General features: G+C 66.5%; 26 protein-coding genes. 20 read left to right on the top strand and 6 right to left on the bottom strand.

Annotated elements, in window-relative coordinates:
• The first annotated feature begins 1 nt into the window (after window position 1).
• The 6 genes from lipA to ruvC all read left to right on the top strand — a co-directional run bounded on the left by lipA (window position 2) and on the right by ruvC (window position 5,646).
• Window positions 2-952 carry a lipoyl synthase gene (gene lipA, locus VVD47_RS12175; protein WP_327603736.1) on the top strand — a complete coding sequence of 317 codons (951 nt, stop codon included), beginning with the start codon at window positions 2-4 and terminating at the stop codon, window positions 950-952.
• A 280-nt stretch (window positions 953-1,232) separates the two neighbouring features.
• Entirely contained in the window at window positions 1,233-2,975 is a 1,743-nt protein-coding gene (locus VVD47_RS12170; protein WP_327603735.1) for a pectate lyase family protein, read from the top strand.
• A gap of 269 nt (window positions 2,976-3,244) precedes the next feature.
• Window positions 3,245-4,066, top strand: coding sequence for an orotidine-5'-phosphate decarboxylase (pyrF, locus tag VVD47_RS12165; RefSeq protein WP_327603734.1), 822 nt, complete (start codon window positions 3,245-3,247; stop codon window positions 4,064-4,066).
• 2 nt (window positions 4,067-4,068) lie between these two features.
• Window positions 4,069-4,455 carry a tautomerase family protein gene (locus tag VVD47_RS12160; RefSeq protein ID WP_327603733.1) on the top strand — a complete coding sequence of 129 codons (387 nt, stop codon included), beginning with the start codon at window positions 4,069-4,071 and terminating at the stop codon, window positions 4,453-4,455.
• 75 nt (window positions 4,456-4,530) lie between these two features.
• Window positions 4,531-5,082 carry a GNAT family N-acetyltransferase gene (locus tag VVD47_RS12155; RefSeq protein ID WP_327603732.1) on the top strand — a complete coding sequence of 184 codons (552 nt, stop codon included), beginning with the start codon at window positions 4,531-4,533 and terminating at the stop codon, window positions 5,080-5,082.
• 27 nt (window positions 5,083-5,109) lie between these two features.
• Window positions 5,110-5,646: a crossover junction endodeoxyribonuclease RuvC gene (ruvC, locus tag VVD47_RS12150; RefSeq protein WP_327603731.1), complete on the top strand. Its 537-nt coding sequence runs from the start codon at window positions 5,110-5,112 to the stop codon at window positions 5,644-5,646.
• Window positions 5,647-5,672: 26 nt separating this feature from the next.
• Here ruvC and VVD47_RS12145 read toward each other — a convergent pair whose 3' ends face one another.
• The gene (locus VVD47_RS12145; protein ID WP_327603730.1) at window positions 5,673-6,131 is read right to left on the bottom strand and encodes a YbaN family protein; all 459 of its coding nucleotides are present in this window, start codon (window positions 6,129-6,131) and stop codon (window positions 5,673-5,675) included.
• 250 nt (window positions 6,132-6,381) lie between these two features.
• On the opposite strand from VVD47_RS12145, the gene VVD47_RS12140 reads away from it, so the two are divergent.
• From VVD47_RS12140 to VVD47_RS12120, 5 genes are all read left to right on the top strand, one after another.
• A complete protein-coding gene (locus VVD47_RS12140) occupies window positions 6,382-7,218 on the top strand; it encodes a nidogen-like domain-containing protein (protein ID WP_327603729.1) in 837 nt (278 codons plus the stop codon).
• A gap of 169 nt (window positions 7,219-7,387) precedes the next feature.
• Window positions 7,388-9,292, top strand: a complete 1,905-nt coding sequence (mnmG, locus tag VVD47_RS12135; protein ID WP_327603728.1) for a tRNA uridine-5-carboxymethylaminomethyl(34) synthesis enzyme MnmG — start codon at window positions 7,388-7,390, stop codon at window positions 9,290-9,292.
• Entirely contained in the window at window positions 9,289-9,912 is a 624-nt protein-coding gene (rsmG, locus tag VVD47_RS12130) for a 16S rRNA (guanine(527)-N(7))-methyltransferase RsmG (protein ID WP_327603727.1), read from the top strand. Before mnmG ends, rsmG begins: the two co-directional genes overlap by 4 nt.
• A 112-nt stretch (window positions 9,913-10,024) precedes the next feature.
• Window positions 10,025-10,471, top strand: coding sequence for a CBS domain-containing protein (locus tag VVD47_RS12125; protein ID WP_327603726.1), 447 nt, complete (start codon window positions 10,025-10,027; stop codon window positions 10,469-10,471).
• Between the two features lie 9 nt (window positions 10,472-10,480).
• Window positions 10,481-11,098, top strand: coding sequence for a hypothetical protein (locus VVD47_RS12120; protein WP_327603725.1), 618 nt, complete (start codon window positions 10,481-10,483; stop codon window positions 11,096-11,098).
• Window positions 11,099-11,189: 91 nt separating this feature from the next.
• Here VVD47_RS12120 and VVD47_RS12115 read toward each other — a convergent pair whose 3' ends face one another.
• The 3 genes from VVD47_RS12115 to VVD47_RS12105 form a co-directional block, all read right to left on the bottom strand.
• Window positions 11,190-11,660, bottom strand: a complete 471-nt coding sequence (locus VVD47_RS12115) for a Dps family protein (RefSeq protein ID WP_327603724.1) — start codon at window positions 11,658-11,660, stop codon at window positions 11,190-11,192.
• Between the two features lie 25 nt (window positions 11,661-11,685).
• The gene (locus VVD47_RS12110; protein ID WP_327603723.1) at window positions 11,686-11,898 is read right to left on the bottom strand and encodes a DUF2061 domain-containing protein; all 213 of its coding nucleotides are present in this window, start codon (window positions 11,896-11,898) and stop codon (window positions 11,686-11,688) included.
• Between the two features lie 82 nt (window positions 11,899-11,980).
• Window positions 11,981-12,502, bottom strand: coding sequence for a hemerythrin domain-containing protein (locus VVD47_RS12105; RefSeq protein ID WP_327603722.1), 522 nt, complete (start codon window positions 12,500-12,502; stop codon window positions 11,981-11,983).
• A 61-nt stretch (window positions 12,503-12,563) separates the two neighbouring features.
• Between VVD47_RS12105 and VVD47_RS12100 the strand changes: the two genes are divergently transcribed.
• The 9 genes from VVD47_RS12100 to VVD47_RS12060 all read left to right on the top strand — a co-directional run bounded on the left by VVD47_RS12100 (window position 12,564) and on the right by VVD47_RS12060 (window position 21,050).
• The gene (locus VVD47_RS12100) at window positions 12,564-13,433 is read left to right on the top strand and encodes a hypothetical protein (protein ID WP_327603721.1); all 870 of its coding nucleotides are present in this window, start codon (window positions 12,564-12,566) and stop codon (window positions 13,431-13,433) included.
• 71 nt (window positions 13,434-13,504) lie between these two features.
• Complete coding sequence (locus VVD47_RS12095) at window positions 13,505-14,146, top strand: YceH family protein (protein WP_327603720.1); 642 nt, start codon at window positions 13,505-13,507, stop codon at window positions 14,144-14,146.
• The gene (locus VVD47_RS12090) at window positions 14,143-14,529 is read left to right on the top strand and encodes a DUF6394 family protein (protein ID WP_327603719.1); all 387 of its coding nucleotides are present in this window, start codon (window positions 14,143-14,145) and stop codon (window positions 14,527-14,529) included. The genes VVD47_RS12095 and VVD47_RS12090 overlap by 4 nt, the downstream gene beginning before the upstream one ends.
• Window positions 14,530-14,553: 24 nt before the next feature.
• Window positions 14,554-16,254, top strand: coding sequence for an NAD-binding protein (locus tag VVD47_RS12085; protein ID WP_327603718.1), 1,701 nt, complete (start codon window positions 14,554-14,556; stop codon window positions 16,252-16,254).
• Entirely contained in the window at window positions 16,251-16,967 is a 717-nt protein-coding gene (locus VVD47_RS12080; RefSeq protein ID WP_327603717.1) for a hypothetical protein, read from the top strand. The genes VVD47_RS12085 and VVD47_RS12080 overlap by 4 nt, the downstream gene beginning before the upstream one ends.
• Before the next feature lie 31 nt (window positions 16,968-16,998).
• Window positions 16,999-17,892 carry a DMT family transporter gene (locus tag VVD47_RS12075; RefSeq protein WP_327603716.1) on the top strand — a complete coding sequence of 298 codons (894 nt, stop codon included), beginning with the start codon at window positions 16,999-17,001 and terminating at the stop codon, window positions 17,890-17,892.
• A 167-nt stretch (window positions 17,893-18,059) separates the two neighbouring features.
• A complete protein-coding gene (locus tag VVD47_RS12070) occupies window positions 18,060-18,251 on the top strand; it encodes a hypothetical protein (protein WP_327603715.1) in 192 nt (63 codons plus the stop codon).
• A 296-nt stretch (window positions 18,252-18,547) separates the two neighbouring features.
• Window positions 18,548-18,742 carry a hypothetical protein gene (locus VVD47_RS12065; protein ID WP_327603714.1) on the top strand — a complete coding sequence of 65 codons (195 nt, stop codon included), beginning with the start codon at window positions 18,548-18,550 and terminating at the stop codon, window positions 18,740-18,742.
• 115 nt (window positions 18,743-18,857) lie between these two features.
• Window positions 18,858-21,050: an esterase-like activity of phytase family protein gene (locus tag VVD47_RS12060; protein WP_327603713.1), complete on the top strand. Its 2,193-nt coding sequence runs from the start codon at window positions 18,858-18,860 to the stop codon at window positions 21,048-21,050.
• A gap of 66 nt (window positions 21,051-21,116) precedes the next feature.
• Here VVD47_RS12060 and VVD47_RS12055 read toward each other — a convergent pair whose 3' ends face one another.
• Together VVD47_RS12055 and VVD47_RS12050 are read right to left on the bottom strand one after the other, a co-directional pair.
• Window positions 21,117-22,130, bottom strand: coding sequence for a CapA family protein (locus VVD47_RS12055; RefSeq protein WP_327603712.1), 1,014 nt, complete (start codon window positions 22,128-22,130; stop codon window positions 21,117-21,119).
• A complete protein-coding gene (locus tag VVD47_RS12050) occupies window positions 22,130-22,528 on the bottom strand; it encodes a hypothetical protein (protein ID WP_327603711.1) in 399 nt (132 codons plus the stop codon). The genes VVD47_RS12055 and VVD47_RS12050 overlap by 1 nt, the downstream gene beginning before the upstream one ends.
• Window positions 22,529-22,571 lie beyond the last annotated feature (43 nt).

The raw sequence follows: 22,571 nt of genomic DNA, 5'->3' as shown, positions 1-22,571 counted from the left end.
GATGGATCAGAACGTGAAGAAGCAGCGTGGCGAACTCAAGACGGCACGCATCCCCATCAAGATCGTGCCGGCCGAGAAGCTGAAGAAGCCGGAGTGGATCCGCATCCGCCTGGGTACCGGCGAAGAAGTCTCGCGCTTCAACGAGATCAAGGACACGCTGCGCGAACACAAGCTGCACACCGTCTGCGAGGAAGCCTCCTGCCCCAACATCCACGAGTGTTTCGGCAAGGGCACCGCCACCTTCATGATCATGGGCGACATCTGCACCCGTCGCTGCCCCTTCTGCGACGTCGGCCACGGCCGCCCTGACCCGCTCAACCCCAACGAGCCGGCTGACCTCGCCAAGACCATCGCGGCGATGCGCCTGCGCTACGTCGTCATCACCTCGGTGGACCGCGACGACCTGCGCGACGGTGGCGCCCAGCACTTCGTCGACTGCATCCGCGAAACCCGCGCCGCCAGCCCCAGCACCCAGATCGAAGTCCTGGTGCCGGACTTCCGCGGCCGCGCCGAAGTCGCGCTGAAGATCTTCACCGAAGCGCCGCCGGACGTCATGAACCACAACCTGGAAACCGTGCCGCGCCTCTACAAGGCCGCCCGCCCGGGTTCCGACTACGCCTACTCGCTGAAGCTGTTGAGGGACTTCAAGGCCAACCACCCGGACGTGCCCACCAAGAGCGGCCTGATGCTGGGCCTGGGCGAAACCGACGAGGAAATCCTCGAAGTCATGCGCGACATGCGCGCCCACGACGTGGACATGCTGACCATCGGCCAGTACCTGCAACCCTCCGCCGGCCACCTGCCGGTGCTGCGCTACGTGCATCCGGACACCTTCAAGATGTTCGAGACCGAGGCCTACAAGATGGGCTTCAAGAACGCCGCCTGCGGCCCCATGGTGCGTTCGAGCTACTGGGCGGATCAGCAGGCGCATGCAGCCGGCGTGCCGGCCTGACGCCCCTCCGCAGACAAGAAAAAAGCCGCGTTGCGATACGCGGCTTTTTTCTTTTCAAAGGCCCCTCCCGCCAGGCGTTGCCGGATACCAATCCGGGAAAACCCTGGCTCAGGAGGAGGTCTGTGATTTAGTTGGTACGGCAAACAATATATTTGCGCAGGCCAGTTTCCCGACACTGTTTGGCCTTTAGCCTCCATCCCCGGCCCCAATGCCGGGGACGCGCAGCACTCCTCCGGCAGCGGTCGCCAGAACAACACCGCAATTCCGGAGGAAGACAAAAATGTTTCGCGCAAGCCAGCCCTGGACTCTGGGCATCATCGCCACCCTCGTACTCGCCGCATGCGGCGGGTCGGATACCTCGACCCCGAACGCTCCGCCATCGAGCTCTTCGTCCAGCTCGTCTTCGAGTTCGTCCTCCTCTTCGGGCGGCGCCGTGTTGAGCTGCACCGCCTCCACCGACTCCAGCCCCAGCTCGCTGGGTGCGGATGGCTGGGCCGCCGTGGGTGCAACCGTCGAAGGCGGTTGCGGCGCGACCCCCGCGAAGATCTTCACCGTGACCAACCGCCTGCAACTCGTACAGGCCCTGTACGGCGGCGACAAGACCACCAACGCAGACGGCAGCCTTGTTGCGCCCGACAACAGCCGCAAGATCATCTACGTGCAGGGCACCATCGATCTCAACGTCAACAACGCCAACACGCCGCTGACCGAAGAGAACTACATGGCGATGTGCAACTACACGGCCCACACCACGCATGCGGCGTACTTTGCGGCCTATACCGCCGCATACGACCCTAACGTGTGGAACGACCAGTCAGTCGAATCGGACAACAAGCCGCCGGCGGTCAGCGGTGTGCTCGAAGATGCGCGTGTGTGCTTCCAGAGCAAGCAGGCCGAACGTGTCGTGCTGCGCGTGGGCTCCAACACCTCGATCATCGGCAAGGGCGCCACGGCGCTGATCAAGAACGGCAACCTGCGCATCGGTCAGTTGCGCACGCTGGACGCCGCGACGGCGGACACGGCCAACAACTACAAGGCGACCAATGTCGTCATCCGCAACATTACCTTCGAGGATTCATATGACATGTTCCCGGGATGGGACTCGAAGGATTCGTACAGTGTCACCAGCAGTCAGTGGGGCACGGGCAACTGCAGCAAGACTTACGTAAACGCCACCGTGAATCCGAACGGCTGTCCCAGCGTCAAGGGCGGCCGCTGGAACTCCGAGTACGACCTGATCTCGGTGGAGAACGCCGAAAACGTGTGGATCGACCACAACACCTTCAGCGACGGCGCGCGCACCGACGATACCTTCCCGGTACCGTTCGCCACGCCGTACAACGAGAAGACCCAGAAGGTGCAGCACCATGACGGCGCCGTGGACGTGACCATGGGGGGCACGAAGGTCACCATCTCCAACAATGTCTTCAAGGAGCATGACAAGACGAACCTGCTCGGCGGCTCGGACACGGCCAGCGCGCTGACCAGCTACGGCCCCGGCAAGATCGACGTGACCTTCCACGGCAACTACTGGGAGAACACCATCCAGCGCATGCCGCGTGTGCGTTTCGGCCGGGTGCACGTCTACAACAACTACTACAACGTCGACTGGAATGCGTCGGCCAAGTACCAGTTGGGCGAGGCCTGGACGCTGGGTACTTCCGCCAAGATCTATGCGGAAAGCAACGTCTTCGAAGTGGCGCCGGGCACCAGCCCCACGGCGGCCAAGCTGATCGGCTACAGCTCTTCCACATCCAACCGCGACAAGTGCACCGCAGCCGGTTTCTCCGCAGCCGATTGCGGCACCTACTTCTACGAAGCGGACACCGTACTCAACGGCGCCGTGGTGGATGTCTACGCCGCGGCGGTCGCCAAGGTCGGCAGCAATGCCCCGCTGACCAGGCTGGACCCGACCAGCCCGACGGTGTTCTGGAAGCCCTCCGCCAGCTACAGCTACACCGTGCGTGACAAGGCCGCCGTGAAGGCCTACACCACTACCAACGCAGGCGCCGGCAAGCTGTAAGTCGGTCCCGCACGCGGCCGCGTAGCGGCCACGAAAACGCCGATGGGGCTCGTCCAGAGGACGGGCTTCCGTCGGCGTTTTGCGTTCCGGGGCTTCGCTTCACGGAAACGCCTGGCACGGGCCGCTGCGCCAACCACGCATTCCCCGCGCCTTGGTGGAAGTGAATCCCCCGACCCTGCCTCGTGGGCTGAGCAGCGCGACCAAGGCCGGGCTTTTTCATGGCCGCGCGGTAAACTGCCGGGGTTTGCAGTTCCCCTGTTTCCCCCGCCATGACCTTCATCGAATCCCTCCGTGCCGCCTGGCAACGCAACGACTCGCTGCTCTGCGTCGGCCTCGACCCCGACGTCAAGAAGTTGCCGGCGCACCTCGCCAGCCAGCCGGACGCCATCTACCGCTTCTGCTGCGAGATCGTCGATGCCACCGCCGACCTCGCCTGCGCCTTCAAGCCGCAGATCGCCTATTTCGCCGCTGCTGAGGCGGAAGAGCAGTTGCAAGCGCTGATCGCCTACATCCACCAGCGCCACCCGGGCATCCCGGTGATCCTCGACGCCAAGCGCGGCGATATCGGCGCCACTGCCAGCCAGTACGCGGTCGAGGCTTTCGACCGTTTCGGCGCCGACGCGCTGACCGTCAATCCCTACATGGGCTTCGACTCCATCGAGCCCTACCTGGAGTGGAGCGACCGCAGCCTCATCGTGCTGTGCCGCACCTCCAACCCCGGCGGCTCGGACCTGCAGAACCTCGACATCGGCGGCGGCGTGAAGCTCTTCGAACACGTCGCGCGGCTGGTCGCCGAGAAGTGGAACCGCAACGGCCAGTGCGGCCTCGTCGTCGGCGCCACCTTCCCGCAGGAACTCGGCGTGGTGCGCGCCATCGTCGGCGACATGCCGCTGCTGGTGCCCGGCGTCGGCGCCCAGGGCGGCGACGTGCAGGCCACCGTGACCGCCGGCCGCACGCCCAACGGCACCGGCCTGATGATCAACTCCTCGCGCGCCATCCTCTACGCCGGCAAGGACGAGCACTTCGCCGCCGCCGCACGCGCCGTCGCGCTGGCTACGCGCGACGAGATCAACCAGTTCCGCGGAATCTGAACATGCCGCTGACCCGCATCGAAACCCGCCGCGAACGCCCCGCCGAGGAAGTGCAGGCCATCATCGCTGCCGTCGAGCGTGCCCAGCGCGTCGCGCTGAAGCTGCCCGAAGGCGATCGGCAGATCCGCTACGTCACGCATCGGCCGGAGCACTTCGCGGTGCCCGCTGATCGCAGCGCAGATTTCACCGTCATCGAGATCACCCTGTTCTCCGGCCGTTCGCTGGACGCCAAGCGCCAGCTCTACGCGCTGCTGGTCGACGAGCTCGGCGCGCTGGGCATCGCGCGCAATGACGTCTTCGTCGTGCTGAACGAGCAGCCGCAGGAAAATTGGGGACTCGGCGGCAAGGCGGCCTGCGACCTGGAGCTTGGCTTCAAGGTTGACGTCTGACGCGCCCCGCGCATCACTACGTACTCCCCACGATCCCTGCCTGAGTGGCCTCACTGACGCCTGCCGAACTGACCCATGAACACCCGTCTTCTGAGCATCACGCAGGTTGCAGCACAAGTCCGCAACGCCGTCGTGACCGATGCCCACGGCATCGCGGAGGTGCACGTCGCTGCCGCGCAGACGGCCTACCGCGACATCATGCCGGCCGACTTAATCGCGCGCTTCTCCGTGGAGCAGTCCGCCGCGTCCTGGCATGAGCGCCTGCGCCGCAGCTCGGGACGCTCGATCTACGTCGTGGAGTGTGATGGCCGGATCGCCGGCTTCGCAGCCTGCGGCCCCAGCCGCGACCCGGCACCCACGGTGGGACCCACGGGCCAGTTGCATGTGCTCAACGTGGCGCCCGCATTCTGGCGCCAGGGCCTGGGGCGCGCATTGTGCGAACAGATTATCCACGAGGCCCGCCAGCGCGGTTGCCGCACCCTGAGCGTGTGGGTGCTGGCAGACAATGCCGCGGCCCGGGCGCTATATGCCGCAAGCGGCTTCACACCGGATGGCATCGAGCGGATGGACGACACCCTGTGCGGCCGCCCCCTGCGCGAGTTGCGCTATGTACGCACGCTCCCGTGAGCGGATGGCTGTAGCGGCAAGGCTCCGATGAACACCCGCATCCTCGGCATCGACCCCGGCCTGCGCGTCACCGGCTTCGGCGTCATCGAGCGCATCGGAACGCAGTTGCGCTATGTCGCCAGCGGCTGCATCCGCAGCCCGCAGGATGGCAGCCTGCCGGAACGCCTGCGGGTACTGCTGGAGGGTGTGCAGCAGGTTGTCGACACCTATTCGCCGCAGGAGGCCGCGGTCGAGATCGTCTTCGTCAACGTCAATCCCCAATCCACGCTGCTGCTGGGCCAGGCACGCGGTGCCGCGATCTGCGGCCTGGTCAGCCGCGCCCTGCCGGTGTCCGAGTACACCGCGTTGCAGGTGAAGCAGGCCGTGGTCGGCTACGGCAAGGCCAACAAGGAACAGGTGCAGCACATGGTGCGCCGCCTGCTCGACTTGCCCGGCGACCCGCAGGCCGACGCGGCCGATGCGCTGGCCTGCGCGATCTGCCACGCCAACGCCAGCTCGCTGAAAGCGGCGCACGGCGAACTCGCCGATCTGCGCCGACGCCGCGGCGGGCGGATGATGCGCTGAACTTCCACGCGACGGCTTCCGGCCGCTTAGTCCGCAGGCGGCTCCGGCCGAAGCCATAGCCACACCAGCACCGACGCCATGAACACGGTGACGCCTTCGGCCAGCCAGGGGTGGGGCTGCATCCAGAAAAGCAGTGCCGAACTGAGCGCCATGGTCAGCGCTGCGCTGATCTTGGCGCGCCGGCTGACGTAGCGTCCCGCACGCCAGTTGCGCAAGCTGGGACCGAACAGGCGGTGCGCTTCCAGCCACGCCAGGAAGCGTGGCGAGCTGCGGGACGCGGCCCAGGCGGACATCAGGATGAAGACTGTGGTCGGCAGCCCGGGCACGAAGACTCCGACGATGCCCAGCAAAAGGCAGCACACCGCGAATGCGAGGAGCAACCAGCGCCAGATCGCCCGCAGGGAATTCGCTGGAAAGACACCGTCGCTTTGTTCACGGGCGGCAGGTTTCATGCGTTCTTTCAAGTTCATCGGCGGCAAGGTCATGTGCATCAGCCAGCCATTCGACCGCCGGTTCGGCACGTTTGTCGCCCCTTCCTGCAGCTGACGTGGACACGCTTAGCCACACATCCCTGCTTGGCGATGTCGATGGAATTTACGAGCCCTGATCTCAGCCACCATGGCCCCAGCATTTTCAATGCTTTCAGCGCCTGGCAAATTAATTGCTTTCATTGAGGCCCTCTTCAGCTGGCCGGACCGGTCAGGCCGGGAGACGAACAATTCTCATCGATAAGGGATGCATATGAAACTGGGTCTCACTCTGAGCCGTCTTGCCACCGCGCTGGTCGCCGTGGTAGCGATCGGCGCCGCACAGGCTGCCGTCACCACCGTACCGCAATCTGCCCTGGTTGCTTCCGACTACTACTACACCGATCTCATCGGGGGTGGCATCGGTAATGTCGTCGTCACGACCGGTGGCGGTAACGCCGCCAACGTCGGTCAAGCCGATGGCCGCAACGACGATGGCTTCAGGTTCGTGAACCTGGGCTTCAACGTCAATTTCTTCGGCAACACCTACAGCAGCCTCTACATCAACACCAACGGCAACGTCAGCTTCGGCAACGGTATTTCCGCCTATGTGCCGACCGGTCCGACGGGTGCAAATGCACCGCTCATCTCGCCGTTCTTTGGTGATGTCGATACCCGCAACACTGCGAGCGGTGTGGTGCATGTTCGCACTGACGTTGCCAACCAGATCATCGTGACCTGGGACAACGTCGGCTATTACAACCTGCAAGGCGCCCCCACCAACAGCTTCCAACTCGTGCTGCGTGGCGAAGACTATGGCGTGCCGGTCGGTGAAGGCTCCATCGGTTTCTTCTATAAGGACATGGGTTGGGAAAGAACCGCTACCAGCACCACGGCGGCAGTAGGCTTCGGTGATGGTCAGGGTAACGCCAAGGTTCTGGAAGGCTCTAACACTGCCGGCCTTTTCCCTGTGCTCGACAACCACCACATCTGGTTCGACCCGAACCTCAACCCGGTGAGCCAGGTGCCGGAACCCGGCGCACTGGCGCTGCTGGGCATCGGCTTGCTGGCAGGCATTGGCGCTCGCGCCCGTAAGTCCGCCTGACAGACCCTTTCGGGACAATGAACGGGGCGCTGCGGCGCCCCGTTTTCATTTGGGCCATCTGGCTTACTCATTGGAAAGGGTGTCGCAAACACTTGTTTCGACTAGGATTTATGGAGTCAGGCGCGTATCATTGCGCCCTTCCCGAAATACCGCTCCGAAGGAGCACACCATGCTGTACCCGGAAAAATTCGACGTGATCGTCGTCGGCGGTGGCCATGCCGGCACCGAGGCGGCGCTGGCCAGTGCCCGCGCGGGTGCGCGCACGTTGCTGCTCAGCCATAACATCGAGACGCTGGGGCAAATGAGCTGCAACCCGTCCATCGGCGGTATCGGCAAGGGTCACCTGGTGAAGGAAGTGGACGCGCTGGGCGGCGCGATGGCGGCCGCCACCGACGAAGGTGGCATCCAGTTCCGCACGCTGAACGCCAGCAAGGGCCCGGCGGTGCGCGCCACCCGCGCGCAGGCCGACCGCGTGCTGTACAAGGCGGCGATCCGCCATCGCCTGGAGAACCAGCCGAACCTCACGCTGTTCCAGCAGGCGGTCGATGACATCACGGTGGAGGGTGATCGCGTCACCGGCGTGGTGACGCAGATCGGCCTGCGCTTCGAGGCGCCCGCCGTGGTGCTCACCGCCGGCACCTTCCTCAACGGGCTGATCCACGTCGGCCTGCAGAACTATTCCGCCGGCCGCGCCGGTGATCCGCCGGCCATCACGCTGTCGCATCGCCTGCGCGAACTGTCGCTGCCGGTCGGCCGCCTCAAGACCGGCACGCCACCGCGTATCGACGGCAAGAGCATCGATTTCTCTGTAATGGAAGAGCAGCCGGGCGACGACCCCGCGCCGGTGTTCAGCTTCCTCGGCTCGCGTGGCCAACATCCGCGCCAGCTGCCGTGCTGGATCACCCACACCAATGCGCAGACGCACGAGATCATCCGCGCCAACCTCGACCGCTCGCCGATGTACACCGGCGTCATCGAAGGCGTGGGGCCACGCTACTGCCCGTCGATCGAGGACAAGATCCACCGCTTCGCCGACAAGGACAGCCACAACGTCTTCCTCGAACCGGAAGGCCTGACGACGCACGAGTTCTACCCGAACGGCATTTCGACCTCGCTGCCCTTCGACGTGCAGCTGCAGATCGTGCGTTCGATCCGCGGCATGGAGAACGCCCACATCCTGCGTCCCGGCTACGCCATCGAGTACGACTACTTCGATCCGCGCAATCTGAAAGCCTCGCTGGAAACCAAGAGCATCGGCGGCCTGTTCTTCGCCGGCCAGATCAATGGCACCACCGGTTACGAAGAGGCCGCCGCACAGGGCCTGCTGGCCGGCGTGAATGCCGCGCTGCAAGTGCAGGGCAAGGACGCCTGGTGCCCGGCACGCAGCGAGAGCTACCTTGGCGTGCTGGTGGACGACCTCATCACCCGCGGCGTGTCCGAGCCCTATCGCATGTTCACCTCACGCGCCGAATATCGCCTGAGCCTGCGCGAAGACAACGCCGACCTGCGCCTGACCGAACACGGCCGTCGCATCGGCATCGTGGACGACGCGCGCTGGGAGGCCTTCAGCCGCAAGCGCGAGGCCATCGAGCGCGAGAGCGCCCGCCTGCGCGCCACCTGGGCGGTACCGCACAAGCTGCAGGCGGGCGAGGCCGAAGCCCTGTTCGGCGTGCCGCTGGAACGTGAATACCGCTTCTTCGACCTGCTGCGCCGCCCCAATATCGGCTATGACGGGCTCATGTCGCTGTCGACCGCGCCGGAAGGCCGCGAGACCGATCCACAAGTCGTCGAGCAGATCGAGATCTCCGCCAAGTACCAGGGCTACATCGACCGCCAGCAGGACGAAGTGGCGCGCCTGTCCACGCAAGAGAACACCCGCCTGCCGGACGACATCGACTACACCGTGATCAGCGGCCTGTCGCGCGAGCTGCAGACCAAGCTGAGCACGCAGCGCCCCGAGACGCTGGGCCAGGCTTCGCGCATCCAGGGCATGACGCCGGCGGCCATCTCGCTGCTGCTGGTGCACCTGAAGAAGCGCGAGCTCGCGCAGAAGGCCACGGAGCGCGCGGCGTGAGCGCGGCCGCACGTCTGGCCGACGGCATCAAGGCACTCGGTCTCGACATCGACGCAGCCACCCAGCAGCGCCTGCTCGCCTACGGCGGGCTCCTGATGAAGTGGAACAAGGTCTACAACTTGACGGCGATCCGCGACGAGCAGGCGCTCATCGACCTGCACCTGCTGGATTCGCTCACCGTGTTGCCGTATGTGACCATGGACCGCATCGCCGACATCGGCGCTGGCGGCGGCCTGCCGGGGATTCCGCTGGCGATCTGCCGGCCGGAGCTGGAGGTCGCGCTGGTGGAGACGGTCGGCAAGAAGGCCAGCTTCCTGCAGCAGGCGAAGATCGAACTGAAGCTGGACCGCGTCAGCGTGCACAACACCCGCGTCGAGCAGCTCCAGGTCGAGCGGTCGTTTCCGGCCATCGTTTCGCGCGCGTTTTCCAGCCTCGCGGACTTCGTGTCGCTGACCGACCACCTGCTGGCGCCCGGCGGCCACTGGCTTGCCATGAAGGGCGTCGATCCGCTTGCCGAGGTGGCCGCGCTGCCGGCCGGCGTCGAGGTGCTGCGCACGCACCATCTGCAGGTGCCCGGTCTGACCGCGGAGCGCAATCTGCTGGTGCTCGGCCGTCGCTGAACCCTGCGCGGGACGCCGGGCTTCCGGCTATTGCGCCGTGCGGCGCGCTGCGCCAAGCTATGTGCGACGCATGACCGCCAGGCCAACACCGCGCCCACCACAGGAGGCACGCATGACCACCACTGTCCGCCAGATCCTGCAGAAGAAGAACATCCAGAAGATCATCACCGTCAGCCCCGAGCAGAGCATTCTCGAAGCGCTGGGCCTGATGGCCGAGAAAGACATCAGCGCCGTACTGGTCACCGAGGGCGAACGCCTGGTCGGCATCTTCACCGAGCGCGACTACGCGCGGAAGGTGGTGCTGAAGGGCCGCACCTCGAAGGACACCAAGGTCGGCGAACTGATGACGCAGAACCTGCTCACCGTGTCGCCCAGCCATACCGTCGACGACGTCATGCAGATCATGACGGACAACCGCTTCCGTCACCTGCCGGTGGTGGAGAAGGGCGTGCTGATGGGCATCGTGACCATCGGCGACGCGGTGAAGACCGTCATCGACCAGCAGGCCGAGACCATCAAGGCGCTGTCGGGTTACATCTCCGGCGAGATGTCGATCTGAGCGCCGGCCTTGGCGCTCGTTCCCTGTCCTGAATGCAGCGGCCAGATCAGCAGCCTGGCGGCCGCCTGCCCCCATTGCGGCTATCCCTTGCCGAAGCCGGCCACCACGCCGGGATGGAACGCGACGCTGGGTGACATCCGCCGCGTCGGTTTCTGGGTGATGCTCTTCATGAGCCTGCCCACGCTGGCCGCACCGGCCCTGCTCAACAAGGTGCTCGCGGGCGGCATGCTGGACGGCGAGGGCGTGCTGTCGATGGGCCGGCTGATCCTGCTCACGGCGCCGTTGTGTGCCGCTGTCACGCTGTACGGCATCGCCCTGCTGCGCGGCTGGCTGGACTGGGATCTTGGCGTGGTGCCGCACCTGCTGTCGGTGTTCGGCCTGCTGGCGCTGGGCAGCGTGCTCAATGCGCTGTTCAACCCGCAGGCACCCGCGCTGCTGGCCCAGGCCTGGCAGGCGGCCGGCGAACACAGCGGGCTCACGCAGATCGCCACCGTGGTATTGCTCATGTTGTCCGGCTACCTGAAGGCGTGGGGCGCCTGGCCCTTCCTGTCGTCGCTGGTGGTCGGCGGGTTCCTGGCATGGGTGTGGGCGCGCAAGCTGCTACCGCAGTTGATGCCCACGCACTGAGCGGGTCTTCGCTACCGACGAAAACAGAAAAGGCGCACCCGCGGGTGCGCCTTTCGTTTGTTGCTGCCGCCTGATGCTGGCTGTTGCTTGCTCAGTCTTCCAGCAGGCTGCGCAGCATCCACGCCGTCTTCTCATGCAACTGGATGCGCTGGGTCAGCAGGTCGGCCGTGGCCTCGTCACTGGCGCGTTCGGCAGCGGGGAAGATGGAGCGCGCGGTGCGCACCACGGCTTCCTGGCCTTCCACCAGCTCGCGGATCATGTCGGTGGCCTTGGGGATGCCTTCGTTTTCCTTGATCGAACTGAGCTTCGCGTAGGCGCCGTAGGTGCCTGGTGCCACATGGCCCAGTGCGCGGATGCGCTCGGCCACCAGGTCCACTGCCAGTGCCAGTTCGGTGTACTGCGTCTCGAACATGAGGTGCAGCGTGTTGAACATCGGCCCGGTGACGTTCCAGTGGTAGTTGTGCGTCTTCAGGTACAGGGTGTAGGTGTCCGCCAGCAGGCGCGACAGTCCCTGCGCGATCTCGTTGCGATCCTGTTCGCTGATGCCGATGTCAATCTTCATGCTGCTCTCCCATCAAGGTGGATGACTATGCAGGGGCAATGTTACGCGCCTCCGCGCCGGCCCGGTTGCGCCAGCGCTCCCAGATGCGCTCGTGGAAATAATAGGCCACCGTGTTGCACAGGGGTTCCACCAGTGCGAGGGCGCTACTCACCGCGAGACTGCCTGTAAGCAGGTAGGCCACCGAGAAAGCCACGCTGAAGTGGACGGCGGCGAAGGTGAAGGTCTTGGTGTGGGCCATGGTGCGGCTCCTTGCTGTGGATTGCGTATCACCAGCTTACGGAGCGCGCCGCGATCGTTCCAATTGATAATAAATCTCGTTTTTATTGTCTGGGACTATCCGGCCCCTGCGTGGGCGTGCGATGCCAGTGATGGCGCAGCGCCCGCTCCAGCGCTCCGAGATCCGCTTCCGGCGAGGCACAGACGGTGTAGACCAGGTACTCCTCCTTGCGGGAATGCTGGGCCAGCAGGGCTTCCAGCGAGGCGATCCGGTCCATGGCTGCCTCGCAGTCACCGGCGCCGAGCGCCCCGGCCATCTGGTTCATCAGTTCGCGCATCCGGCCGTGCTCGGCCAGCATCAGGTCGGTGGTGCCATGCGTGATGCCGGTTACCCGTTCGAAGCAGGGGAACAGCTCTTCCTCCTCGGCCTCCAGGTGGTTCTCCAGCGTCAGCCGCAGGCTCACGCATCCACGCCAGGCGTCCACGATGTGTCCGCGGCGCACGTGGTCACGCAGGGCGTCCAGCAGCGCTTCGCAATGGCGGTGGTCTTCGACGAAAAGCTGCTGCAGCTCCATTGCCGGCTCCGGTGGCAGGCTTGCGCCCATGCTGGCAGTATGGGCGGCCATTCCAGCGCCGCCTTGACGACCATCAAGGCCCATCCCGCAACTGCCCGCAAGGACCCGCACGATGAGCCTGCCCGATCCGGCCGACGCTGAACTGCTTGCCCGCCTGCGCAAGGAAGAGCTGTTGCGCCAGGAGGTCCGCGCGAGCCTGGCGGCACCAACGCCGCCGAGGAGCCGATTCGACAAGCTGCTGGCGCTGCTCAACACCAACGTCGGCATTGGCACCGTGGCGGCCCTGCTGGTCAGCGTGGGCACCTGGGCTTTCACCACGCTGGATGACCACTTCAACAAGGCCGCGCGCGATGCCGAGCGTGCGCGCCTGCAGGCGCTGGCCGACGTGCAGAACGTATCGCCCTTCCTGCCGCTGCTGGCCATTCCGGATTCGCCGGAGCGCGGCCTCGCCTGTCGCGTGCTGTTCCACATGATCGCCACCGGCGCCATCAACGAGACCCTGGGCCAGGGCCTGGCCCAGGAGACCGGCAGTTGCGCCGCGAAGGGCGGGCTGGATGTACGCAGCGTCGCGGAGCTGGACCGCCGTCCGGATATCGCACAGGTCGCGCTGGCCGGCCCCGACACCACGCCCCCCACTGCACCGCCGCCGTCGGCCGCCCAGCAGGCGCTGGCGCAGGCCCTGCCCAAGCGCATCTACATCCAGTACGCCAGCGAGGCCCAGCGCCAGATGGTGTCGGAGCTGCGCAGCCTCTACTCGGCCCGCGGCTGGATCGTGCCAGCGGCCGAGAACATCGGCGGCAAGGCGCCGGCCCAGTTGCAGGTGCGCTACTTCAGCCCGGCCGACGAGGCCGCCGCCAATGAAACCCTGAGGCTGCTGTCCGCCACCGCACCGTTCAACACCATGCCGATGGCCGCCGCGCCGCGGCTGCTGAAGCTGCCTGCCCCTCCCGGGCAGATCGAGGTCTGGTTGCCGGCGGACTGAGCTAAGCTGCGATGAGCAGCCCGCCTCGCCGCAGGGCTACCGCACTCCCACCCACATTCCCATCTGCCCTCATGAGCGACTCCCGCCTTCCCCTTGCCGCCGCCGAAGCCCGCGTACTCGGCGTGCTGGTCGAGAAGCAGCACACCGTGCCCGACACCTACCCGCTGTCCGTCAACGCGCTGCTGGCCGGCTGCAACCAGAAGACCAGCCGCGAACCGGTCATGGAGCTGAGCGAGTCCTACGTGCTGACCGCGCTGGACAACCTGCGCAGCAGCGACTGGGTGGTGGAGAGTTCCGGCAGCCGGGTCAGCCGCTATTCCCACAACATCGGCCGCGTGCTCAACCTGCCGACGCCCTCGGTGGCGCTGCTCGCCACCCTGATGCTGCGCGGCCCGCAGACCGCCGCCGAGCTGCGCAACAACAGCGAGCGCCTGTACAAGTTCGCCGACCAGTCCTCGGTGGAGGCCTTCCTCGAAGAGCTGGCGCAGCGCGCGACCGGCGCCCTGGTGGTCATGCTGCCCAAGGCCGCCGGCAGCCGCGAGCATCGCTGGGCGCACCTCCTGTGCGGTGAGCCGGTGATGGCCAGCGCCACCCCGCACGACCCGCGCGAGGCCGACGAGATCGCCGCCCTGCGTGCCGAGGTGACGATGCTGCGCGAGCAGCTGCTGGCGCTGCAGGCGCGCGTGGAAGAACTTGGCGGAGACAAGGCATGAACCTCGAAAAGGTTGTTTTCGGCTTCTTCATCATCCTGTCCTGCACCCTGAACTTCGGCTTCGTCATCGGCGACATCAGCCGGCCCGAGCTTCACCATCCTTCCGAGCTGTTCATGGCGGTCGTCGTGAACCTGATCGCCACCGTGCTGAAGTTCGGCGACCGCACCCACATCGGCGCCACCCACCTGGCCACCAGCCTGGTCGCCATGCTGCAGCTCATCGGCGCATCGCTGGTGTGGATGTGGCATGTCTACATCGCCCAGCAGCCCGACCTCGATGCCAGCAGCATGTCGGTCATCGTGTCGCTGGCGGCCGGCGCACTCCTCGCCAACGTCGTGTCGGTCATCCTGCTCATCGGCGAAACCCTGCGCCACACGCGTTGACAGGCCACTGCGCGAGCACGCCCCGTGGGTGACGTCCTCTTCCTCGCACTGCGGCGCCTGCGCACGCCGCTCATCGCGCTGATCCTGGCGTACGCCTTCTCCGTCGTCGGCCTGGTGGCGATTCCGGGCGCGGACCCCGCCGGCAATCCGTACCACCTCGGCTTCTTCCACGCCTTCTACGTCGTCAGCTACACCGCCACCACCATCGGCTTCGGCGAGATTCCCTTCGCCTTCACCGATGCGCAACGCGCCTGGGTCACCTTCAGCATCTACCTGTCGGTGACCTGCTGGGCGTTCACGCTGGGCAGCGTCATCGCACTCGCGCAGGACCAAGCCTTCCGCGCCGCCTTCGCGCGCAGCCGCTTCCGCAACCGCGTGGAACGGCTGGAGGAGGCCTACTTCCTGCTGCTGGGCTACGGCCAGAGCAATGCCGCACTTGCGCATGCACTGGACGATCTCGGCTTCCGCACGGTGGTGGTGGAGACCCGCCCGGACCGCGCCCGCCACATCGAGATCGAAGGCTTCCAGCAGCCACCGCTGGTGCTGGTCGGCGACGCCCGCTGGCCCGACGTGCTGCAGGACGCCGGCGTGCGCGGCCCGCACTGCAAGGCCGTGGTGATCCAGGTCGGCGACGACGAGGTGGCGCAGGCCATCGCCATCGGCGTGTCGGTGCTGCAGCCCGGCCGCTACACGCTGGCACGCGTGCACAGCGAGGAAGCCTGTACCAACCTCGACCCCTTCCCCCATATCACGGTCATCGATCCCTTCGAGACCTTCGCCACCAACCTTGCCCTGGCGCTCGCTTCGCCCGCCGTGCTGTGGGCCGAGGAATGGCTGACCGGCGTGCCGGGGGGCGCCTGCCCGCATGCGCTGAACGTGCCGGAGGGCCACTGGGTGGTGCTCGGCTATGGTCGCTTCGGCCACTCGGTGGGCCATGCGCTGGAACGTGCCGGCGCAACCTGGACGGCGGTGGATTCCGACCGGCATGCAGCCCAGGACAGCCATCTGCACAAGGACGACAACTCCGAGCGGGCACTGGTCGAGGCCGGCATCGAGAATGCCGTCGGCATCGTCGCCTGCACCAACCGCGACGCGATCAATCTCGCCATCGTGTCGCGGGCGCGGCGCCTGAAGCCCAGCCTGTTCGTCGCGATCCGCCAGAACCACGTGGCCGACCGCGCGCTGATTGAGGCCGCCCGTGCCGACATGCAGTTCGTGAAGGCCGACGTGATGGTGCATGAGTGCCTGCAGTTGCTGGTGACGCCGCTGCTCAACCGCTTCCTGATGCGTGTGCGCGAACGCGGCAAGGACTGTGCGGAACAACTCATCGTCAGCCTGCTGACCAAGCTGGACGAACGCGTGCCCAGCGTGTGGACCTTCGATTGCGACGTCAGCCAGCCGGGCCTGCGCGACGTGCTCGGCCCCGACACGCAGCCGCCCCTGAGCCTGGCCGACCTGCTCGTGAACCCGCTGTCGCCACCGGAGAAGCTGCGCGCCGTGCCGCTGATGGTGTTGCGCGGCAATGAGGAATTCGTGCTGCCGGAGACCGGCATGCAGCTGCACGCCGGCGACCAGATCCTGATGGCGGGCGCATCGGGGGTCGAAGCCCTGCAACGCCGCTTCCTGCTCGACCCCAGCCCGCTCGGCTTCGTGCGCACCGGCATCGAGCCGGCCCGTAGCTGGCTGTTCCGCTGGATCGCCGCGCGGCGGCAGCCGTCAGCGTGAGCCCGCGGCTGCCCAGCTGGTGGATGCACGACAGCGGCGGCCTGCGCTACCACCTGCGTGCGCTGCGCTACCGGGGCCGGCTGTGGCGGGATTTCATCGACAGCCTGGGCGCCTGGCAGGAGTCCTGGCACCCGCCACTACAACGCCTGGTGGTGATCGGCCCGAGTGCCGGCTACTGCCTGTCGGCGGCCCTGCTCACGCGCTTCGAGGAAGTGGTGGCACTGGAACCCGACCGCCTGGCGCGCAGCCTGTTGCCGCGCCGCTTCCGCGGGGTGCGCTGGCGTTTCGACGACCTCGACTGCTTCGCGCCCGGCGGCTTGAAAGCCCTCGCCTGGCGCTACCCGGACGCCGCCCTGCTGTTTGCCAACGTCATCGGCCAGCGCACGGACGACACGAATGCCGATGAGCTGCGTGGCAACCTGCGCGACCAGCTTGCCGATCATCACTGGGCCAGCTGGCACGACGTGGTGTCCACCGCCCGCAAGCCCGACCAGCAGCTCACCGCGCGTCTCAGCCAGGACCTGCCGCTGGAGTCCCTGCTCGCACGCTTCTGGCGCGGCGGTGAACTGCCCCTCGTCGACCACCACACCTACCGCCTGATGGCGGGCACGGCACAGTACGCCCTGTGGCCGCTGACGCCACGTCAGCACCACCTCATCGAGTGGTCGGTGCATGCGCCGGCCGCACGGCAGACGCACGCACCGGATAGCTGAAGGCGACTGCGGCAGGCACAATCCCGCCATCATGGATCGCCAGAGCACCGGCCTGCTGATCGCGCTGGGCGCGATCTGGGGCGCGTCACACCTGTTCACCCGCGTCGCCGTGCCCGCCCTGGGCCCCGTGGCCCTGATCGCCCTGCGTGTGTTGCTTGCCGCCGCATTGCTGGCTGCGCTGGCGCGGCTGTACCGGCAGCATGGCAACCCGCTGCGGCCGACGCGCTTCCTGCTCACGATCGGCGTGCTCAACACCGCGCTGCCGTTCTTCCTGCTGGCGTTCGCGGCGCAGAGTCTGACCGCCTCGATGCTGTCCATCCTCAACGCCACCGCGCCGATCTGGGGCGCGCTCATCGGCAGCCTGCATGCGCGCCGCCTGCCGCCCTGGCGGGTCGGCTGCGGGCTGGCGCTGGGCATGCTGGGAGTCGGTCTGGTGGTGGGACTGGACGGGGTGCTGAGCGCGCCCGGCAGCGGTCTGGCGGTCGGCGCCGCGCTGGCGGCCACGTTCAGCTATGGCCTGTCCAGTCAGCTGATCCGCTGGTACGGCAAGGGCGTGGCGCCCTTCCAGCTTGCCCACGGCAGCATGTGGTGGGCGGCCATCGCCATCCTGCCCTGGCTGGGGGTCGCGCCGCCGCGTTCGATGCCGGGCATCTGGGCCTTGCTCGGCGTACTGGTGCTGGGCCTGCTGTGTACCGGCGTGGCCTACGTCATGTACTTCCGCCTCGTGGAGCGCGCCGGCGCCATGCGCGCCCTGACGGTCACCTTCCTGGTGCCGGTATTCGGCGTGCTGTGGGGGCACGCGGTACTCGGCGAGCCGCTCGGCCCGCACACCTTTGCCGGAACGGCGGTCGTGTTGCTGGGCACCGCGCTGGCCACCGGCTTCCTGCCGGGGCAATTGAAGAAATCGCGCGCCGGCAATCCATGAAATTTATCGGCCTATTCGCCGTATTTAGATGGTGCGACGCACCATAAGTAAATTTATGGATTGATCGGAAATTGCGATTGGTCAACCAAATCGCGTTTCAATAAAGTTCGTTCCATGCCCCAGCGGCAATGCAACAAACCCCGAGACGAACACGAGAGAGAACTGCCATGAACGCGATCCTTGCCTTTATCAACAGCTATTCCAGCCATCGCGCCTACGCCAGCCCGGCCGAACGCGAACATGAGGCCCTGCTGGCTGAAATCACCCACATTTCCGCTCGCGAAGCCGCGAACGACGCGTGGATCAGCAACTCGTCCGGCTCGGTTTCCGGCAGCTTCCTGAGCTTCTCGGGCGTCTGAGCGTAGCACGGTAGCAAAATAACCGGACCCTCCTCCCCGGTTATCAATAGCCCATCGAAAGATGGGCTTTCTTTATGGGCGTATTTAATCCGGTTTAATTCCGCCAATCTCGCGTTGCGCCGCAGCACGCAAATTGGCGGCAATTGGGGAAATACACGACCCATTGCTTCTTGAGTCTGGCGCCACAGCGCGTAGGCTGGAACAAACACCTCGAAGAAATGCGGGGCTGCTGCGGTAGCCGGATGGATGACTTTGGGGGCGTACCCCGGAACGCCCCTGTTCCAGCGAGGTTCCAGATGTACCTCTACGACAGCTTTTCGATGCAGCACGGCCAGCGTCCGCTGTATGGCGACGCCTTGCAGGAGCGCGTGGGTTTCCTGGCGGAGGTGTGCGAGATGGATGAGCACCCGGGTGGCGGGTCGATCTCGCAACGGATGCTGGACGAATCCGCCGATTCCTCGACGCTCTTGCTCGGCATGTGCCTGATCTGACCGGGCTTGCCGGGTCCGGCGGGCGACCCGCGATGTAACACCCCTGTCATCGACGGCAGCGAGACTGTGACGGTTCTGTTACCTGTCACCGTCAACTGTCATATCGCTACCCGTCATGAACAAAAAGAAGATCCTGCTCGGTGCCGTGCTCGCTGCCCTGGCCGGTGCCGCAACGGCTGCACCCAACTTCCAGCGCATCGCGACCTTTCCGGTCCTGCAGAACCTGCCGGCCGACCGCGACCCGTCCAAGGCCACCGTGGCCGAGATCATCGCCGCCAGCGAGGATGGCCGCCTGCTGGTCTACACGGACGCGGAGCAGAAAGGCATCGGCTTCATCGACATCCTGAACCCGGTGCGCCCGCAGGCCGCCGGCTTCGTCGCGCTGGAGGGTGAAAGCACCTCGGTGGCGCTGACGCGTACGCATGCGCTGGTGGCGGTCGTCACGTCGGAGAGCTTCGTGAAGCCCTCCGGCCATGTGGCCGTGGTGGACCTGCAGAGCCGCAAGGTGGTTGCCAAGTGCGAACTCGGCGGCCAGCCGGACTCGGTGACGCTGGATCACACCAAGGGCACGCTGGCCGTGGTGATCGAGAACGAGCGCGACGAGAAGCTGAACAAGGGCGCCATTCCGCAGCAGCCCAGCGGCTGGCTGACGACCTTCCGCGTGAAGGACGGCGCGCCGGACTGCAAGACCCGCAAGGACGTCACGCTGGCGGGCCTCGCCGGCATCGCTGCCGACGACGCCGAGCCGGAGTTCGTGAAGATCAACAGCAAGGGCCTGGCCGTGGTGTCCCTGCAGGAGAACAACCACTTCGCGCTGGTCGACACCCGCAGCGGCAAGGTGACGCGCCACTTCAGCGCCGGCACCGTGGACCTGAAGAACGTCGACAGCAAGCGCGACGGCGTCATTTCGCCCACCGACAACCTCGACGCGGTGAAGCGCGAGCCGGACGCGGTCGCCTGGCTGGACGACAAGCGTTTCGTCAGCGCCAACGAAGGTGACTACCAAGGCGGCTCGCGCAGCTTCAGCATCTTCAACGTGGACGGCAGCGTGGAGTACGACTCCGGCAGCCTGCTCGACCACATCGCCATGCAGCTGGGCCACTACCCGGAAGCGCGTTCCGCCGCCAAGGGCGTGGAGCCGGAGGGTGTGGAAGTCGCCCGCTTCGGCGACGAGACGCTGATCTTCGTCGGCGCCGAGCGCGCCTCGCTGGTCTTCGTGTTCCGCGACCAGGGCGCCGGCAAGGCGCCGTTGTTCCTGCAGGCGCTGCCCGGCCCCATCGCGCCGGAAGGCCTGCTGGCCATCCCCTCGCGCGGCCTGTTCGTGACCGCCAGCGAATCCGACCTCGGCCCCGGCCTGGTACGTTCGATGGTGACCATCTACCGCCGCGACGAAGGCCTGCCGAGCTATCCGACCATCGAGTCCGTGCGTGACGCGCAGGGCCTGCCGGTCACCTGGAGCGCGCTGTCCGGCCTGACTGCCGGCGCCGCACCCAACCAGCTCTTCGGCATCAGCGACAGCGCCTACAGCCAGTCGCGCATCTACGCCATCGACGCCAGCGCGACGCCGGCCCGCATCAATCGCAGCATCGCCGTCACCAAGGCCGGCAAGCCCTTCGGCTATGACCTGGAAGGGATTGCCCGTCGCGCCGACGGCGGCTTCTGGCTGGCCTCCGAAGGCAACCCGGAACTGAAGGAGCCGACGGTCAACCTGCTGATCCGCACCAACGCCGACGGTGCCGTGCAGGACGAGATCGCCCTGCCGGACAACATCGCCCGCCATGCCGTGCGCTTCGGTTTCGAAGGCGTCGCGGTGACCGGCAGCGGTGACGACGAGGCCGTGTGGCTGGCCGTGCAGCGCGAGTGGAAGGACGACCCCAAGGGCCATGCCAAGATCCTCGTGTATCGCCCGGCGCTGAAGAGCTGGGGCGTGCTGCACTACCCGCTGGACGCCGCCCGCGGCAAGGACGCCTGGATGGGCCTGTCCGAGCTGACCTACGCGGGTGACGACAACTTCATCGTCATCGAGCGCGACAACCAGTTCGGCGCCGGCACCTTCAAGCGCCTGTACAGCTTCTCCGTCCGCGGGCAGGTGCCGGTCATTCCCGGCATCGGCAACGTGCCGGTGGTGAAGAAGCAGCTGGTACGCGACCTCGAACCCGCGCTGGCCGCGCCCAAGGGCTACGTGCTGGACAAGCTGGAAGGCTTCACCCTGGACGCCGCCGGCAACGCCTTCGCCGTCACCGACAACGACGGTGTCGACAAGGCCAGCGGCGAGACGCAGTTCCTGCGCCTGGGCAAGCTGCGCTGAGTCTGTCGCGACGAAAGCAAAGGGCGACCGCGTGGTCGCCCTTTTTATTTTCTTCGCCTTGTCTGCTTAGCCACCGCGGGCACGCGCGCACGGGACCATCTCCGGCGTGCCACGCTTCCAGCACGGCCCATCGCGGTTCGGGTGCGGCACTGGCGAGCCATGGCTGTCGATTCTCACTGCGCGTGTGCTGATCGCCGCGATGCCCTGTCTATCGAAGTCGGCGAAGACAGCCCAACCGGTCAACGAGTCTTCATCATCGAAGCCATCGAAGACGAAGTTGCCCACCGAGTAGATGATGGGTTTGCCCTTGTAGACCTCGAAGTCCTGCACGACATGCGGATGCCCGCCGATCACCGCGTGGGCACCCGCGTCGAGCAGCGCCCGCGCCAGCCTGCGCTGGCGGTCGCTGGCCCGTGGCTCGAACTCCACGCCCCAGTGCGGTATGACGATCACGATGTCCGCGCCGTCCGCCCTGGCTGCTGCGATGTCCAGCGCGGCCTGCTGCTCGTCCAGCCAGGCGACGCCGGGCAGGCCGGGCGCCACGCTGAACCAGCGTGGAAAGAAATCCAGGTAGCCGAGCAGGGCGATCTTCACGCCCTTGCGCTCGATGATGGCGGCCTTGTGCGCCTCACCCGGCGTGGCGCCGGCGCCGAACGTCCGGCTGCCCGCCTTCTCAAGCGCCGCGCGCGTTTCCAGCAACTCCTGCCGGCCGAAGTCACCGGCGTGGTTGTTGGCCAGGCTGGTCGCTTCGAACAGGGCCGCATAGGCGGGCAGCGCGGCCTGACGGGTCCTGAAAGAGTACGGCTTGTCCGGGTCCGCCTTGCCCGTCGTGCCGGCGGAGGATTCGAAGTTGGCGACCCGCAGGTCCGCGTCGGCCAGCATCTTGCGCACGCCGGCAAACGGGTCGCCCCCGCTGGCGATGAAGCGGCCGGTGCCCTCGGACTCCGCGAGCATGACGTCACCGACGATGACGAGCCTGCCTGCGCCTTCGGATTCTGCTGCCTGCGCGGTCGCGATGGCGGTGAGCAGGAGCACTGCGCCGAGCACGCATCGCCGCGTCCGCCAGTGGGTGCGGGCCATCACTTTGCTGCTCCGCAGGCGTAGTGGAAGCTGCGGCCCAGGCCTGGCTCCACGACCTCCATGTTGCCCGTGGCAAAGGGCGCGCCCACCTTCTGCGAGGAGAGGATGCGGTAGTCGCCATCCGCGGCCTCGGCATACACCTCGACCAGCAACCAGGGCTCACGCCCTGGAGGGGCCGCCAGCAGGGTGCGCACCCTGAACACGCCCATCCCGGTCCATTCGCCCTGCAATGCGTCAATGCCTGTAGCGACCGACATGCGCTTCTCGCTGCCTTTCTCTTCCAGCGTGCAGGAGACGCGCGGCGCGGCAGACACCGGCAGCGGCTGCAGGGCAAGGAGGAGTGCGGACGAGAGCACCGTGACGAGGCGTGGCGGAAGGGCGAAAGAGATGAGGCGCATGGACGTGTTCCCGGACAGGATGATCGCGGCATGGCGGAGCGCG

The organism is Uliginosibacterium sp. H1 (assembly GCF_036017065.1).
Lineage (GTDB): Bacteria > Pseudomonadota > Gammaproteobacteria > Burkholderiales > Rhodocyclaceae > Uliginosibacterium.
The sequence above is the reverse complement of the archived record's forward strand: the minus strand, read 5'-3'. Positions and strand labels throughout refer to the sequence as shown.